17 protein-coding genes are annotated in these 14,206 nt (G+C 65.4%); 5 read left to right on the top strand and 12 right to left on the bottom strand.

The window, feature by feature from the left end:
• The first annotated feature begins 52 nt into the window (after positions 1 to 52).
• From ASC89_RS06175 to ASC89_RS06165, 3 genes are all read left to right on the top strand, one after another.
• Positions 53 to 1,153, top strand: a complete 1,101-nt coding sequence (locus tag ASC89_RS06175; RefSeq protein ID WP_055995877.1) for a pyridoxal phosphate-dependent aminotransferase — start codon at positions 53 to 55, stop codon at positions 1,151 to 1,153.
• An 80-nt stretch (positions 1,154 to 1,233) separates the two neighbouring features.
• Positions 1,234 to 1,899 carry a hypothetical protein gene (locus ASC89_RS06170; protein WP_055995874.1) on the top strand — a complete coding sequence of 222 codons (666 nt, stop codon included), beginning with the start codon at positions 1,234 to 1,236 and terminating at the stop codon, positions 1,897 to 1,899.
• An 18-nt stretch (positions 1,900 to 1,917) separates the two neighbouring features.
• The gene (locus ASC89_RS06165; RefSeq protein ID WP_082533206.1) at positions 1,918 to 2,829 is read left to right on the top strand and encodes a S8/S53 family peptidase; all 912 of its coding nucleotides are present in this window, start codon (positions 1,918 to 1,920) and stop codon (positions 2,827 to 2,829) included.
• Positions 2,830 to 2,902: 73 nt separating this feature from the next.
• On the opposite strand, the gene ASC89_RS06160 is transcribed toward ASC89_RS06165, so the two are convergent.
• Entirely contained in the window at positions 2,903 to 3,352 is a 450-nt protein-coding gene (locus tag ASC89_RS06160) for an Lrp/AsnC family transcriptional regulator (protein WP_055878359.1), read from the bottom strand.
• Positions 3,353 to 3,463: 111 nt separating this feature from the next.
• On the opposite strand from ASC89_RS06160, the gene rocF reads away from it, so the two are divergent.
• Positions 3,464 to 4,414, top strand: a complete 951-nt coding sequence (gene rocF, locus ASC89_RS06155) for an arginase (RefSeq protein WP_055995872.1) — start codon at positions 3,464 to 3,466, stop codon at positions 4,412 to 4,414.
• A 43-nt stretch (positions 4,415 to 4,457) separates the two neighbouring features.
• A complete protein-coding gene (locus ASC89_RS06150; protein WP_082533205.1) occupies positions 4,458 to 5,570 on the top strand; it encodes an ornithine cyclodeaminase in 1,113 nt (370 codons plus the stop codon).
• On the opposite strand, the gene ASC89_RS28090 is transcribed toward ASC89_RS06150, so the two are convergent.
• From ASC89_RS28090 to ASC89_RS06100, 11 genes are all read right to left on the bottom strand, one after another.
• Positions 5,462 to 6,613: a DUF563 domain-containing protein gene (locus ASC89_RS28090; RefSeq protein WP_082533204.1), complete on the bottom strand. Its 1,152-nt coding sequence runs from the start codon at positions 6,611 to 6,613 to the stop codon at positions 5,462 to 5,464. The two genes, ASC89_RS06150 and ASC89_RS28090, sit on opposite strands and share 109 nt — an antisense overlap.
• An 86-nt stretch (positions 6,614 to 6,699) precedes the next feature.
• Positions 6,700 to 7,644, bottom strand: coding sequence for an endonuclease/exonuclease/phosphatase family protein (locus ASC89_RS06140; RefSeq protein ID WP_055995866.1), 945 nt, complete (start codon positions 7,642 to 7,644; stop codon positions 6,700 to 6,702).
• Between the two features lie 118 nt (positions 7,645 to 7,762).
• Positions 7,763 to 8,212, bottom strand: a complete 450-nt coding sequence (locus ASC89_RS06135; protein ID WP_055995863.1) for a GNAT family N-acetyltransferase — start codon at positions 8,210 to 8,212, stop codon at positions 7,763 to 7,765.
• Between the two features lie 110 nt (positions 8,213 to 8,322).
• Positions 8,323 to 9,918: a 2-isopropylmalate synthase gene (locus ASC89_RS06130; RefSeq protein WP_055995860.1), complete on the bottom strand. Its 1,596-nt coding sequence runs from the start codon at positions 9,916 to 9,918 to the stop codon at positions 8,323 to 8,325.
• Positions 9,919 to 10,033: 115 nt separating this feature from the next.
• On the bottom strand, positions 10,034 to 10,159 hold the full coding sequence (locus ASC89_RS29085) for a hypothetical protein (protein WP_274532685.1): 126 nt from the start codon (positions 10,157 to 10,159) through the stop codon (positions 10,034 to 10,036).
• Between the two features lie 97 nt (positions 10,160 to 10,256).
• Positions 10,257 to 10,634: a VOC family protein gene (locus ASC89_RS06125; protein ID WP_055995857.1), complete on the bottom strand. Its 378-nt coding sequence runs from the start codon at positions 10,632 to 10,634 to the stop codon at positions 10,257 to 10,259.
• Positions 10,634 to 11,038 (bottom strand): hypothetical protein, encoded by a 405-nt coding sequence (locus tag ASC89_RS06120; RefSeq protein ID WP_055995854.1) that lies wholly within the window; start codon positions 11,036 to 11,038, stop codon positions 10,634 to 10,636. Before ASC89_RS06120 ends, ASC89_RS06125 begins: the two co-directional genes overlap by 1 nt.
• A gap of 23 nt (positions 11,039 to 11,061) precedes the next feature.
• Complete coding sequence (locus tag ASC89_RS06115; protein ID WP_055995851.1) at positions 11,062 to 11,487, bottom strand: hypothetical protein; 426 nt, start codon at positions 11,485 to 11,487, stop codon at positions 11,062 to 11,064.
• A gap of 106 nt (positions 11,488 to 11,593) precedes the next feature.
• Complete coding sequence (locus ASC89_RS06110; RefSeq protein WP_055995848.1) at positions 11,594 to 12,172, bottom strand: TetR family transcriptional regulator; 579 nt, start codon at positions 12,170 to 12,172, stop codon at positions 11,594 to 11,596.
• On the bottom strand, positions 12,172 to 13,170 hold the full coding sequence (locus ASC89_RS06105) for an aldo/keto reductase (protein WP_055995845.1): 999 nt from the start codon (positions 13,168 to 13,170) through the stop codon (positions 12,172 to 12,174). Before ASC89_RS06105 ends, ASC89_RS06110 begins: the two co-directional genes overlap by 1 nt.
• 81 nt (positions 13,171 to 13,251) lie before the next feature.
• On the bottom strand, positions 13,252 to 14,139 hold the full coding sequence (locus tag ASC89_RS06100; RefSeq protein ID WP_055995841.1) for a PhzF family phenazine biosynthesis protein: 888 nt from the start codon (positions 14,137 to 14,139) through the stop codon (positions 13,252 to 13,254).
• Between the last annotated feature and the right edge of the window lie 67 nt (positions 14,140 to 14,206).

Below are 14,206 nucleotides of genomic sequence, written 5' to 3'. Positions count from 1 at the left end.
GAACCGGAAAAGTCTGCAACTTTTCCTGATCTCGCTCTAAGTTCGCCGCACCATGCGCCCCATCCTTACCCCCCTTGCCCAGTCCCTGCCCTCCACCGTGCCGTTCACCGGTCCCGAAGCACTGGAGCGGCGGACCGGTGTGCCGTTCCGGGCACGGGTCGGCGCCAACGAGAGCGGCTTTGGGCCCTCACCGAAGGTGATCGAAGCGATGGCGGCGGCAGCAGGTGGGGTATGGATGTATGGCGATCCGGAGGTGCATGAGCTGAAGGCAGCGCTCGCCGCGCATCTCGACATCCCCGCGGCCAATGTCGCAGTTGGCGAAGGCATTGACGGGCTGCACGGGTTGATCGCCCGGCTGATTACCGAGCCCGGAAATGTCGCAGTCACCTCGCTCGGCGCCTATCCGACCTTCAACTATCACGTGACCGGGTTCGGTGGCCGGATCGTCGCGGTGCCTTATGCCGGTCACCACGAGGACCTGGGCGCTCTCGCCAAGGCGGCGCGGCGCGAGCGGGCCAAGGTGATCTATCTCTCCAACCCAGATAATCCGATGGGCACCTGGTGGAGCGCCGCCGAGATCGAACGCTTCATCGCCGAGGTCCCGGAAGAGACGCTGATCCTGCTCGACGAGGCCTATTGCGAGACCGCGCCGGCGGGTACCCTACCCGCGCTCGACATCGCCCGCCCCAACCTGATCCGCACCCGCACCTTCTCCAAGGCCTATGGGCTTGCCGGTATGCGGGTCGGCTACGCCATCGGCGAAGCAAGCTTCATCAAAGCCTTCGACAAGGTGCGCAATCACTTCGGTGTCACCCGCCTGAGCCAGGTGGCAGCGATGGCGGCACTGGCGGACCAAGCATGGCTGACCAGCGTGGTGGCGAAAGTCGCCAGCGGGCGAGAGCGCATCTACGGCATCGCGGCTGAGAACGGCCTCAGCGCCGTGCCCTCCGCCACCAACTTCGTCGCCGTCGATTGCGGCCGCGACGGCGACTATGCCATGCGGGTGCTGAAGGCGCTGGAGGCACGCGGCGTGTTCGTTCGCAAGCCGATGGCGCCGGGGCTCGACCGCCACATCCGCATCAGCGCTGGACGACCGGAGGAGCTCGATGTCGTGGCGGCGGAACTGCCCAACGCACTCGGCGACACCGGCTGATTACACTTATTTAGTTCTGGTTCCGAACACTTCCTTAGCGAAACTGCGTTCTATTGGCGGCTCGATAATGGGGCCATCTCATGGGTAGAACGCTCCCTGAGGTTGATCGGCGAAACAACCTGCACGGGCAGGAACACTGGCAGGGCGGCATCACCGCCGGTCTGCTTCTCGCCCTTGTGCTGCTCACGGCATGGTCCTCGCCCACGCTCGCCCAGGAGCAAGGCGTCGCCGTCCACCTGATCGATATGGCGCAGGACTCGGAGCTGTCCGCAACCGCGGCAAGCCTTGCCGACGGGTGGTACGACGCCTCGGTGAACAGCCGGGTGTCGGGCTACGAGCTTGCCGACGGCACCCCGGTGTCGTTCGGCGACTGGTATCACAGCGACTGGCCGGATACCCGCGTCGACCTGTTGACCCAGTTCGGTGATGATTTCGGCCTGCTCTGGGGCTTCAGCACCGGCGAGCGGGGCGAGAAATACACGGTCGATCCCAGCCTTCGCATCGGCTTCGTCGCCCAGGCTCATCCGGCCGCCAACTCAGTGCTCTCGCTTACCGTGCGCGCGGTCGCCTGGGGTGACCTCAACGAGCAGCCCTGCGAGGGCGACTACGGCGAGATCGGCGGCGTCCAGACCGTCAACTGCCGGCTCGCCGCAACGTTCCTCGCCCCGGAGGAGACGCTGCAGTACCTCGCCCATGCCGAACCGAACCGGCTCCACATTTCGCTCAGCTACAGCGCCAGTTTCTAGCGTCCAGGAGTGCACGCCATGACTTCCCGTCTCAAGTCTCTCGTCATCGCAGCCATCGCCGGCCTTGCCCTGTTGGGCGGGGTTTCCACCTCCATCGCCCAGACCACCTCACCGGTGCTCAGGAGCTGGATGAGCCCCGACATCGCCGACGCGTGGACCAAGGGCTACAAAGGCCAGAAGACCACCATCACCATCGTCGACGATTTCAGCAGCGGATCGAAGTTCACCGGCAACCTCGGAACCGGGTCGCTGCTCTACCGGCACGGCGAATGGACCCGGCTCGAAGCCAGCATGATCGCGCCGCTCGCGACCATCAAATCGCAGAGCTTTTATTCCGGCACCACGGTCCCGCTGGCGAGCGGCCTCAACGTGCTCAACCTCAGCTACGGCATGTATGCCAAGGGCACCTACAGCCTCGGCCAGCTGGGATGGAGTGCGCAGGAATCCTCGATCATCAGTTATGCCAAGTACGGCAGGGCGGTAACGGTCAAAGCCGCGGGCAATGATGGCATCGCCATCGGCTCGACCAACGCAGCCGGCAACAAGGACTTCCTGAACCTTGCGCTGGTCGGCGCGCCGTCGGCGATCTATGTCGGGGCGCTCACCAGCAACGGCACGGTGGCAAAGCCCGCCAGCCTCGCCTCCTACTCGAACAAGGCCGGCACCAACACGGCGGTGCAGAGCCACTTCCTGGTGGTCGGGGTCGAGAGCAGCAAGACCGGCCTCGCCGGCACGTCGTTCGCCGCGCCGATCATTTCGGGCTATGCCTCGATCCTGGGCAGCAAGTTCACCACGGCGACGCCGACCCAGATCACCAACCAGCTGCTGAATACGGCGCGCAAGGATACGCTGCTCAACTACAACGCGACGACCTTCGGCATGGGCGAAGCCAGCCTCAGCCGCGCGCTGGCGCCGCTGACGATCAGGTAGCGCCAGTCCGCGCACCGAGCCTCCTATTATCGTCGCCTCGGTGCAAGCCGGGGCGACATGGCTTTGGGAGGATCTAGCCGAGCTCCTTCCGCGCTCCCAACAGGATGCTCGTCTCGGTATTGGCGATGCCGTCGATCTGGCGAACCTTGCGCAGCAGTTCGTCGAACTCGCGCAATGTCGGCGTCTCGATCTCGGCCACCACGTCCCAGCGGCCGTTGGTGGTGTAGAGCCCGCGGATCTCGGGGAAACCGGCGAGGCGGCGGATGATCTGCTCGGAGTTCTTGCCGTCGACCTCGACCATGGTGATGGCGCGCACGGCGTCCACCCGCCCCTGCGCCTGCACCACCACAGTGTAGCCGGCGATTGCGCCGGAATGCTCCAGCCGCGCCATCCTTGCCGTCACCGTAGCGCGTGAGACATTGAGCTGCGCCGCGAGCTTGGCGACCGGCATCCGCCCGTCGGTGCGCAGCAGTGCGATCAGGCGGTAGTCGAGGTCATCGAGACCAGGTGTACTATTCGTCATCCTTGGCCGCCATTTTGCACATTGGACTGCACATTCTTATCACTTCTTCGGCTTTTCGTCAGCGGCACTCCGACCTCACATAGTGGGAAGATCGCAATCGAGGAAACCGAGATGCTCCACGACGCCCGCGCCCGCCGCCCCTCTGCCGGCAACCGTATCGACCTGGTCGGTGTGCCGACCGATGCCGGTGCGTCCTGCAGCGGCGCCGCGCTCGGACCGGACGACCTGCGTGCGGCTGGCCTGGCAGAGCGCCTCGCGAGCCTCGGCTATGCCGTGGCCGACCTCGGCGATATCAATGTCGATCGCCGGCTTACGGCCGCTGCGGAAATCGAGGCCCTGGCCGTGGGCGCCAGCGAGGCCGGCTACCGCAGCCTCGAGAACGGCGCGCGGCCGGTGTTTCTCGGTGGCGATCACTCGATCTCGATGGGTTCGGTCGCAGGTGTCGCCCGGCATTGCCGCGATGCGGGCCGGCCATTGTTCGTCTTGTGGTTCGATGCCCATGGCGACTTCAACACCTGGGCCACCACCGAGACCGGCAACATCCACGGCATGTCGCTGGCCCGCCTCTGCGGCGAGCCGGGCTTTGCCAATGACGATGCCTGGTTTGCGCGTGTCGATCCCGCCAATGTCATGATCCTCGGCGCCCGCGCGCTCGACTGCGAGGAAGCACAACTGATCGATGCGCGCGGCGTCGAGGTGGTGGACATGGACGCCATCCGGATCGCCGGGGTCGCCGCGCCGCTGCGTCGTTTCCTCGATCATGTGGAGGCCGCCAACGGCCACCTGCATCTGTCGCTCGATGTCGACGCCATGGACCCAAGCCTGGCCCCCGGTGTCGGCACCACCGTGCCCGGCGGGTTGGCGCTCGAGGAAGGACAGTTGGTGATGGACATGCTGCATCGGAGCGGTCGCGTCGGCTCGCTCGACCTGGTCGAGCTAAACCCTGTCCTCGACCGTCACGGCAAAAGCGCCGACCTGATGGTCGACCTCGCCGCCCGCCTGTTCGGTGAAGCGGCGCCCACGCCGCGGGCGGCAGAGCTTCGTGACTTAGCGACAACCTGACACTCAACCGAAGCCTGACTGCTTCCCAAAGTAAGAGGCCCAAATGACCCAGTTCATCGGCACCAGCGACATCCGCACCTTCCTCCGGCATACCGGCCTCGAGCCCTTCCTTATCGGTCTCGCCGGTTACATCGAGGCCGATTTCCGCCGCTGGGAGAGTTTTGAGAAAGCGGCTCGCCTCGCCAGCCACAGCCGCGACGGCGTGATCGAACTGATGCCGGCCTCCGATGGCGAACTCTACGCCATGAAGTTCGTCAACGGTCATCCCGGCAACACGGCGGGCGGCAAGCTGACGGTAACAGCTTTCGGGGTGCTCGCCGATGTGTCGACGGGTTACCCGGTGCTGGTGTCGGAAATGACGATACTCACCGCGCTCCGCACCGCTGCGACTTCCGCCGTCGCGGCACGCGCCCTGGCTCGACCCGACAGCCGGGTGCTGGCCCTGATCGGCGCCGGGGCCCAGTCAGAATTCCAGGCCCTCGCCTTCAAGGCGTTGCTGGGGGTCGAGGAGGTGCGGGTGTTCGACCTCGACACCGAAGCGATGGACAAGTTCTGCCTCAACCTCGCAACCAGCGGCCTCCGCATCATCCGCGCCGGTTCGGTCGCTGAGGCCGTCGACGGCGCAGACATCGTCACGACCTGCACTGCCGACAAAACACGGGCCCGGGTCCTGACGCCTGATCATGTGGTGCCCGGCATGCATCTCAACGCCATCGGTGGCGACTGTCCCGGCAAGACCGAGCTGCAGCCAGACATCGTCGCCGGTGCCTCGGTCTTCACCGAATACACGCCGCAGACCCGGGTCGAGGGCGAGATCCAGCAGATGCCGGCAGATTTCGCGGTCACCGAACTGTGGCAGGTGCTGACGGGCAAGGCGGCCGGCCGCCGGTCGGCCGGCGAGGTTACGCTGTTCGACTCGGTCGGCTTCGCCATCGAGGATTTCTCGACGCTCCGCTACGCCCGCGACCTGAGCCGGGCCGAGATCCGCGACATCGACTTGATCCCCGAGCTCGACGACCCCAAGGACCTGTTCGGGCTGCTCGCGGCTCAGAGCCCGAAATGGGCAATGATCGCCGCCTCGACCGCGGCGGGATCGACGCGCCAATCCCAGTCTCCAAGGCCACTCGCGACGCCCTCCGGCTCGCCGAACACATAGCCAAGCTGGCCCTCGCGCTCGTTGATCAGCACATCGGTGCGCATGAACCATGCCCTTGAGCTGACCATCAAAATCCTGGTTTCGGGACGACTGAACACGGTGCTGTGCATAGCGGCCCCACCTAGCCCGGCAATCATCTTGGCTTCGCTGAACAAGGCAATCTGGGCTTCGACCGGCAGCGTCTCCGGATGGACGATGCGAAAGCCATAGCGCTCGAACAGCGCCTCGATCTCGGCCTCATTTACGAGACGACGCCGACGTATCCGCGAACGGGATATGAAGATGCGTTCGGCGCGCTCGACCCTGGAGGCGCTTCCAAGCGCGACCAGCCGCGAGAGCGCGTCGCGCGCCAGCGGATTGATGAACTGCTCAAGGTAGACAAGCCGATCGGGCAGGTACGCCCGGCGACAGAACAGCGGCTCGCGATAGTAGCGAACGCGCGACTGGGCGACGCCCAGCCCCTCGAATAACGCGCTGACTGTCGCCGATCTCGGAATGGAGGTCGCGATCTCGATGCCGGCGGGGGCCCGTTCGAGCAGCATAAGCCGGGTCAAAGCCTCGAGCAGGTTGTGGCCATAGTTATCGGTGAAGTAGCAATCCACCACGAAGACTTCATCTGCCTCAGCAGGAGACCGAAACACTCTGGGTGGGCGCGATCTCAGCCCGCTGAGCGCCTTCGGATCGATGATGACGCCCTGGCTCTGCGGCAACACGACAGCCGTTCGACGGTCGACGAACAGATGCCCGGGTACAAGCACAACATCGTCGGCAATCGTGATGCCGGGCTCCCCGCCACTCGCTTGGGTCGGCAAGCTGTCGAAGTTTTCAGGGATCACATCCCCGTAGATCAGGGGGCGGGTGACTGGGACGGTGATGGTTGCCGGCTGCGCAGGCAGTGGCGTGGGACGCCGCCACGGTGGCGGGCGAAAACGCAAGTGCGGCGGTCGAGCGAAGCCCAGCAGACCAAAAAGCCACCAGCGCGCCAAGCGACCTGCCTGTCGCACCCGCCCGAGCGCGCTGCGCCGAAAGTCCCGCCACTTCATGCCTGCCCCCGCAAAGCTGAGCCTTGGAGATGCACGCGAATGACTGATCTGGCAAGTCACCGCACGATGATGCGTCCTTGCGGCAACTAGCTTCCGGTCAGCCTGATTTCGGCCAGCAGCCCACGGTGGTTGGAGCCCATGGCGTCATCCAGCGCGTTCACTTCGCTGATGACCAATGGTGCGCGGGTGAAAACATTGTCGATCGGGACGCCCAGCGGACCGAGCCGAACCGGCCAGGTGGCGGGGTAGGACGGCCCGGGCGCGAGGTTTCGCCGCTGCACCAGCCCGTCGATACTGGCGGACCAGGCCGCGGCGTTGAAATCGCCGGCCAGCACCAATGGACCATCGAGCCGACCGATGACGGCGCCGAGTTTGGCAAACTCCTCGGCGGCAAAGTCGTCGAAATAGGGCTTCACCAGGTGTGCCGCGACGATGTTGAGCTTCTGCCCGTCGATCGTCGTGCTGGCGGTTACCAGGCGATTCTGCCACGCCCCACTCATCGACTGCACGGTGATGTCGGCGAGCGGTGTGCGCGAGAGGAGCACCACGCCGCCGCAGCGCGAGCCATCATCGCAGCCGGCGTAGTACGGATAGACCTGACGCAGGATGCCGACGTGGCTGGCGATCGGCGCCGCCTCCATCAGGACGGCCACATCAGCGCCCGAGCCGGCGATGAACCGGGCGATGTTCTCGCCGTTCTGGTTGTCCGACAGCAGGTTGAAGCTCAGCAGCTTGAGCAGCGGCTTGCCCGGGGTAGCGGCAAGCGCAATGCGCGCCTCCTGCTGATGGTAGATGATCGCCGCGCCCTGCCCGACGCTGATCGCGAAGACGAACACGAACACCCAGGCGCGGCGCCAGGCGCCACCGACGAACAGCAGCACCACCAGGCCGAGCAGCGCTGCAGCGATGTGGAAGCGCAGCGACTGCAGCAGGGCCTGCCCGGGAATGCCCAGGTCGACGCTGACTGCGAACAGCACGCCAGCGACCACCAGGGCCAAGGCGGTGAGCCCGCCCCTCAGTTCTCGCAGCATGAATGCTCCAGCCATTCGACTCGGGCGCAGCCTAGAGCGCTTCACCGTTGCAGTGAAACGCCGAAACGTCGGGGGTCATGGATTGTGTCGCGCCTCCGAGCTGGGAAGCCGCATCGCGTCAGATCGGCTTGGTCATCTGCACGCAATTGTGGGCGAAGGTCGCGAGTTCCACCTCGTCCCACACCTCAGCTGTCCAACCGAGCTTCTCGTAGAAACCGACGGCGTCGCGAGCGGCATTGAGCCACAGCCGCTTCATGCCGCGCGCCCTGGCGTAGTCGATGAGCAAGGCTTCCAGTACCGAGCCGTGGCCCTGCCGCTGCAACGGCGGCACGATGGCGACCAGTCGGACGATACCGCCTTCGCCGCGCGGATCGAGCCGGGTGGTGCCGATCGGCACACCGTCATGCATGAATACGAACTTGCTGTGCGTCGGCTCAGTGTCGTGCGGATGCGCCCGGTCATAGACGAGGCCCGGGTGGCGCTCGGCAGTGAACAGCACTTCGAGCCGGATCCGATGCATCGCCTCCCAATCCTCGGGTGAAGCCAGCTCGCGCAATTCGTAGGTCATTGGTCGCTCCCTTAGCCCATCAGAAGGGGCAGCCCGACGGCGGCGCCTGGCGCACCATGAGAAGGAGCCGCCCGGAGGGGCGGCTCGGAAAGTGTCGACTGCAGCTCGGATCAGCTCGCGGCGGCAGCCTCGGTGGCCCCCTGCGCCGCGGCGCCGCGTTCGAGCAGCAGGCGGTTATAGGCGTTGATGTAGGCGCGGGCCGAAGCGACGAGGGTGTCGGGCTCGGCGGCGTTGCCGGAGACGATGCGGCCGTTCATTTCGAGGCGCACGTGGGCGCTCGCCTGCGCGTCGGTGCCGCCGGTGACGCCATCGATGGCGTAGAGCACCAGGTGCGGGTCCTTGCCGACCGCCTGCTTGATGGCGTTGAAGATCGCATCCACTGAGCCAGTACCGTCGAACGAGGCCTTCACCTCGACGCCGTCAATGGTGATGACGAGGTCGCAATGGTGCACGCCGCCGGTCTTGGAGATCACCTCCATGTCGACCAGCTTGATCCGATCACCGACCGAGCCGGCCTCGTCATCGACCAGCGCCACGATGTCGGCGTCATAGACGTGCTTCTTGCGGTCGGCGAGATCCTTGAAGCGGACAAATGCCTCCTGGAAGGCATTATCGCCAAGGTCGTAGCCCAATTCCTTCAACTTATCTTTGAAGGCGGCGCGACCCGAGTGCTTGCCCATCACCAGGGTGGTTTCCTTGATGCCGACCGAGGCCGGCGTCATGATCTCGTAGGTTTGGGCGTTCTTCAGCATGCCGTCCTGGTGGATGCCGCTTTCATGCGCGAAGGCGTTCTTGCCGACGATCGCCTTGTTGTACTGCACCGGGAAGTTGGCGGCCGCCGAGACGACCTTGCTGGCGCGGCTCAAATGGGTCGAGTCGATCTCGGTGTCATAGGGCATGGCATCGCCGCGGGTGCGCAGCGCCATCACCACTTCTTCGAGCGCGGCGTTGCCGGCGCGCTCGCCCAAACCGTTGATGGTGCATTCGATCTGGCGGGCGCCGCCGCGCACCGCGGCCAGCGAGTTGGCGACGGCGAGGCCGAGATCGTTGTGACAATGGGCGGAGAAGATCACTTTATCGGCGCCGGGGACACGCTCGATGATCGAGCGGAACATCGCCTCGTGCTCGGCCGGAATGGCGTAGCCAACCGTGTCGGGCAGATTGATGGTGGTGGCGCCGGCCTTGATCGCGAGCTCGACGCAGCGCGCCAGGTAGTCGATCGGCGTACGGGTGGCGTCCATCGCGCTCCACTCGACATTGTCGATGAGGTTGCGGGCCTGCGCCACGGTGGCCGAGATGATCTCCAGCACCTGCTCTTCGGTCTTCTTCATCTGGTGGGCCAGATGGATCGGCGAGGTGGAAACGAAAGTGTGGATGCGGCCCTGCCTGGCGTGGCGTACCGCCTCGCCGGCGCGGGCGATGTCACCCGGGATGGCGCGGGCGAGACCGGCGACCACCGAGWTCTTCACCTGCTTGGCCACTGCGACGACCGCTTCGAAGTCGCCGTTGGAGGCGATCGGGAAGCCGGCCTCGATAATGTCGACGCCCATTTCGTCGAGGGCCTCGGCGACCTGGAGCTTTTCCTCCAAGGTCATCGTCGCGCCGGGGCTCTGCTCGCCGTCGCGCAACGTCGTATCGAAGATGAAGACGCGATCCTTGTTGGAGGAGCTTGCCTTATTGCTCGCTGCCGCTGCCTGGGTGCTCATTGCTGTGTTCCTATCAAACGGCCGGGGTTCGAAAACCGTCGCGACCGGACAAATCGTTGTTCGGTTAACCTGCGCGCTCCCCTGACCACCCGCTCGCTAGACGAGCTGTCGGTTATCAGGGGCTGATAAGAAGGAGAAGCAGGGCGGCCGGAAGCAGCAGCAGAGCGGCCGCAATCATCAGCCGGCTCTCACGAGCCTTCTGCTGGGCGGCGGCTATGGCAATGGCGCGGTTGCGCTGCATTCGTCAGACCAAAACTTGCTACGGCGCAAATACTGCGCGAATTCCGCCGCTTGCGCAAGCCTTTGCGCAGCGGCGGCTAACGGAAGGTGAAGTGGCCCTAGCCGCGCGCGGGCCGCTCGCGGCGAAACTGCACCTCGAGCAGCAGCCCTTCCGGACCTTCGACGAAGAACTGCCCGACCTCCGAGTCGGGGATGTCGGTGATCCGGTACGGCCACCCCGCCGCCTCGATCCGCGCTTTGGTCGGCTCGAACCCGTAGACCCCGAAGGCCACGTGATTGACCATGCCGCGCGGGAAATCGTTCGCTCTCGGTGCGACATTCAAGTGGATGGCCGGATGGCCATCGACGTAAATCCAGTGGCCGGGAAAATCGAATGGCGGACGAAAGCCATCCTCGGCACCAAGCACCTCGGCGAAGAACCGCACCATCCGCGCGCCGTCCGACACGTCGATATTGATGTGGTCGAGCCGTGGCATCAGTTGAACGCCAGCACGGCGAACACCACGATCGCCAGTAGCGATACCACGGCGATAATCCGGCCGAGCCGCACCCGCGCTGTCGCCGCCGCATCGCCGGCGCGCATCTTGCGCGCAGAGACCGCCGATGTGACGACGCCTGCCGCCAGGAGCACGACGAACGCCATCTTGGCCCAAAACCAGTGGCTGACGCCGTCGAGGCTGCCGTAGCGGACCCAGATCATCAACGGCCCACTGAGCAGCAGCACGATGATGCCGAAGTGCCCGAAGCGGGTGAGCAGCCGGTTGGTCTGGGGCGCCGCCCCGCCCTGCGCCATCATCCCCAGCAGCGGCAGGAACGCCGCCGCTACCAGCATGAGACCGACAAGATGGGCGATGAGCAGAAGCGAAAAGGCGACGTCCAAGCTGACCTCAGTTGCAGGGGACTTCAGTTGAAGGCGAACACGGCGGAGAAGACCACGACGAGGAAGGAGACCCCGGTCAGCTGGCCGAACATCTTGGCGCGCTTGGCCGCTTCGGCATCGCCCGCGATGGCCTTCTTGCGGTTCACCTCGTTGAGGCTGATGAACACGATCATCCCGAGGATGCCCAGCATCTTGACCCAGAACCAGGCGTTGGGAACGACCCAGTTCCACTTGAGCCAGAGTGTCAGGATGCCGGTGATCAGCAGCGTCGCAAAGGCGTATTTGCCGACCTTGGCGAACCCTTCGATGATCGAGAACAGCAGGCCGCGCTGCTCCGGCGTGGCGGTCGGCAGCTTGGCGCCGACGATCGGCATCAGCACCAAATTGGCGCCGCCGGCGATGAACGCGACGATGTGGATGAAGAAAATCAGAAGTGTGACAACGTACACGGCTTAGCCCTCCAAATGCCCGCGGGGAGGCTAGCTGAGTTGGGTGCGTCGCACTAGCGTCGGCACGTGACGCGGATGAATTGTGAAGGCGTGGCGTGGTCCGGGTCTATGCCACTATGCCGGCGGTCACCAGCGCATAGACGCGGTCGAAGCCGGCATCGACATCGGGCGCGCTCCACTCGGCGCCGTGCGCCGGGTCGTGGAAGCGGGCGGTGGCGTCGAACATAGCCTGCGCTGTGGCCCGCGGGTCGACCGGCCGGAAGTCGCCGCTGGCGATGCCGTCCCCAATGATGATCTCCAGCTGGCCGACGAGAGTGTCGACATGCCGGGCCACCACCTCGCGCGCCTCGGCGAAGATGGTGCGCGATACCGAGAACAGCTCCGGATCGCTCTTGACCTTCTCGCGCTTCAGCTTGAGCAGCGTGCTGAACCACAGGCGCAGCCGCTTCGCTGGCGCTTCCCCGGAGGTCGCGATCGCCGCCAGGGGATCCGACGTGCGCTTCAACCAGCCCTCGACCACCGCGTCGCGCAGCGCAATCTTGCTGTCGAAATGCCGGTAAACGCTGCCGTGACTGACCCCGAGCAACCGCGCCACATCGACCACCGTGGTCTTATGCGGACCAAAGCGGCGAAACACCTGTTCCGCCGCCTCGAGAATTCGTTCGCGGGTCAAGACCTCGTTCATCAGGCTCCAGTTCGCTCACTGTCGAGCATTGCCATCTGCGCCGGCAGGTAGCGCTCGCCGCGCGCGGCATTCGGTGGCACCGCTCCTTCGATGGCGGACAGATCGGCCGGCGTCAACACCACATCGAGCGCGCCCAGCGCCTCGGTCAACCGATCCCGGCGCCGTGCGCCGATAACCGGGACGATGTCCCTGCCCTGCGCCAGCACCCAGGCGATCGCCAGTTGCGCGACGCTGATGCCCTTGCCGGCTGCGATATCGCGCAGCTTGTCGACCAGTTGCAGGTTGTGATCAACATTCTCGGCGCTGAACCGCGGGCTGTGACCGCGGAAATCCCCGGCGACGAGACCGTCCTTGCTCCAGTGGCCGCTGATCAGGCCACGCGACAGCACGCCATAGGCGGTGACGCCGATGCCCAGTTCGCGCGTCACCGGCAGGATCGCCCGCTCGATACTGCGCGAGATCAGCGAATACTCGATCTGCAGGTCAACCACCGGATGCACCGCATTGGCGCGGCGGATGGTCTCGGGGCCGACCTCGGAGAGACCGAGGTGGCGAACATAGCCGGCGTCGATCATGTCCTTGATGGCGCCGACCGTTTCCTCGATCGGCACGTTCGGATCGAGCCGCGCCGGCCGGTAAATGTCGATGTAATCGACGCCGAGGCGCTCGAGCGTGTAGGCGAGCGCGGTCTTGACGGCTGCCGGCCGCCCGTCGAAGCCGAACCACTGCCCGTTTGGCCCGCGCTGCGCGCCGAACTTGACGCTGAGCACGGCGTTGTCGCGCCGACCCTGCAAGGCTTCGCCGAGCAGCATCTCGTTGTGCCCCATGCCGTAGAAATCGCCGGTGTCGATCAGGGTGACGCCGGCCTCGAGCGCGGTATGCACGGTGGCAATGCTCTCGCTGCGATCGGACGGCCCGTAGGCGCCCGACATCCCCATGGCGCCCAGGCCGAGGGCGGAAACGACGGGGCCCGATGTTCCAAGCGTGCGATGATCCATGACCAGTCTCCTTGTGGTGAGACCGCTCATGTGGATGACGACTGACAGAATTGCAAGTCTGTCAGTTGATATTTGAAATCGCTAGTCCCCGAGGTTGAGCGTCCCTTCGCCGACGATCACCGCGTGGCCGCCGATGCCGCCATGGGTGAGCCTGTCGCCATCCTTGCGCAGCTGCAGCGTGATGAGGCTGGGACGGCCCATCTCGTATCCCTGCCGCAGGCGGAACTCGTGCTGGCCGTTATCGGTGTGACGGGCGAGAAGGCCAATAAGCGCGGCGGCAGCCGAGCCGGTCGCGGGGTCTTCGACCTGGCCCATGCCGGGCGAGAACATGCGCGCGGCGAAGTCGTTGCCATGCTCTTCCGGCGTCTGGGTGAAGACGTAGATCGAGCCATGCCCCTCAGGATAGTTCATGTCCCAGCCGCGTCGCTCGAGGCGAATGCGCTTCAGGGCCGCCGCGTCGCGGACCGGCAGCAGGTAATAGGGCACGCCGGCCGAGAACAGCGCCGGCTGGTAAGGTCCGCAGCCAATGTCGTCGGCATGGAGCCCTAGCGTGGCGGCTATCGCTTCGACGGAAGGCACCTTGCCGACCTCTTCGGGCAACCGAGGCAGCGCGAAGCGGGCGAGCCCGACATCCTTTTCGACGCGCTCGATCACGCAGGTGATGACGCCGACCTGCTCCTCGAGCCGCACGGCAGTGCTTCGATTCTGTAATCCTAGCACCACGGCGGCGCCCACTGTCGGGTGACCGGCGAAGGGGAGCTCCACGGTCGGCGTGAAGATACGCACGGCCGCCGTGTGGCGCTCTGACTGCGCCTTCTGGATGAACACCGTCTCGGACAGATTGAACTCGGCGGCGATCGCCTGCATCCGATCGTCGAGCAGCCCGTCGGCCTTGAGCACGACGGCCAGGGGATTGCCCTGCAGCCGCTCGGTGGTGAAAACATCAAGCAGCACGTAGTTGAGTTTCATGATCGGGCTCCGCAACCGGGCAGCAGTTGCGGCAGCCCGATCCGCGGTGTCAAGCCGCCTCCGCGCG

The organism is Devosia sp. Root413D1, from assembly GCF_001425235.1.
Classification (GTDB): domain Bacteria; phylum Pseudomonadota; class Alphaproteobacteria; order Rhizobiales; family Devosiaceae; genus Devosia_A.
This window is presented reverse-complemented; position numbering and strand designations above follow the sequence as displayed.

What these genes read in the sequence shown, in the direction of transcription:
- ASC89_RS06170 (WP_055995874.1), top strand. Translation starts at nt 1,234, where the DNA reads ATGGGTAGAACGCTCCCTGAGGTTGATCGGCGAAACAACCTGCACGGG.
- ASC89_RS28090 (WP_082533204.1), bottom strand. Translation starts at nt 6,613, where the DNA reads ATGAAGTGGCGGGACTTTCGGCGCAGCGCGCTCGGGCGGGTGCGACAG.
- ASC89_RS06105 (WP_055995845.1), bottom strand. Translation starts at nt 13,170, where the DNA reads ATGGATCATCGCACGCTTGGAACATCGGGCCCCGTCGTTTCCGCCCTC.
- rocF (WP_055995872.1), top strand. Translation starts at nt 3,464, where the DNA reads ATGCTCCACGACGCCCGCGCCCGCCGCCCCTCTGCCGGCAACCGTATC.
- ASC89_RS06135 (WP_055995863.1), bottom strand. Translation starts at nt 8,212, where the DNA reads ATGACCTACGAATTGCGCGAGCTGGCTTCACCCGAGGATTGGGAGGCG.
- ASC89_RS06160 (WP_055878359.1), bottom strand. Translation starts at nt 3,352, where the DNA reads ATGACGAATAGTACACCTGGTCTCGATGACCTCGACTACCGCCTGATC.
- ASC89_RS06140 (WP_055995866.1), bottom strand. Translation starts at nt 7,644, where the DNA reads ATGCTGCGAGAACTGAGGGGCGGGCTCACCGCCTTGGCCCTGGTGGTC.
- ASC89_RS06175 (WP_055995877.1), top strand. Translation starts at nt 53, where the DNA reads ATGCGCCCCATCCTTACCCCCCTTGCCCAGTCCCTGCCCTCCACCGTG.
- ASC89_RS06110 (WP_055995848.1), bottom strand. Translation starts at nt 12,172, where the DNA reads ATGAACGAGGTCTTGACCCGCGAACGAATTCTCGAGGCGGCGGAACAG.
- ASC89_RS06165 (WP_082533206.1), top strand. Translation starts at nt 1,918, where the DNA reads ATGACTTCCCGTCTCAAGTCTCTCGTCATCGCAGCCATCGCCGGCCTT.
- ASC89_RS06125 (WP_055995857.1), bottom strand. Translation starts at nt 10,634, where the DNA reads ATGCCACGGCTCGACCACATCAATATCGACGTGTCGGACGGCGCGCGG.
- ASC89_RS06150 (WP_082533205.1), top strand. Translation starts at nt 4,458, where the DNA reads ATGACCCAGTTCATCGGCACCAGCGACATCCGCACCTTCCTCCGGCAT.
- ASC89_RS29085 (WP_274532685.1), bottom strand. Translation starts at nt 10,159, where the DNA reads ATGCAGCGCAACCGCGCCATTGCCATAGCCGCCGCCCAGCAGAAGGCT.
- ASC89_RS06100 (WP_055995841.1), bottom strand. Translation starts at nt 14,139, where the DNA reads ATGAAACTCAACTACGTGCTGCTTGATGTTTTCACCACCGAGCGGCTG.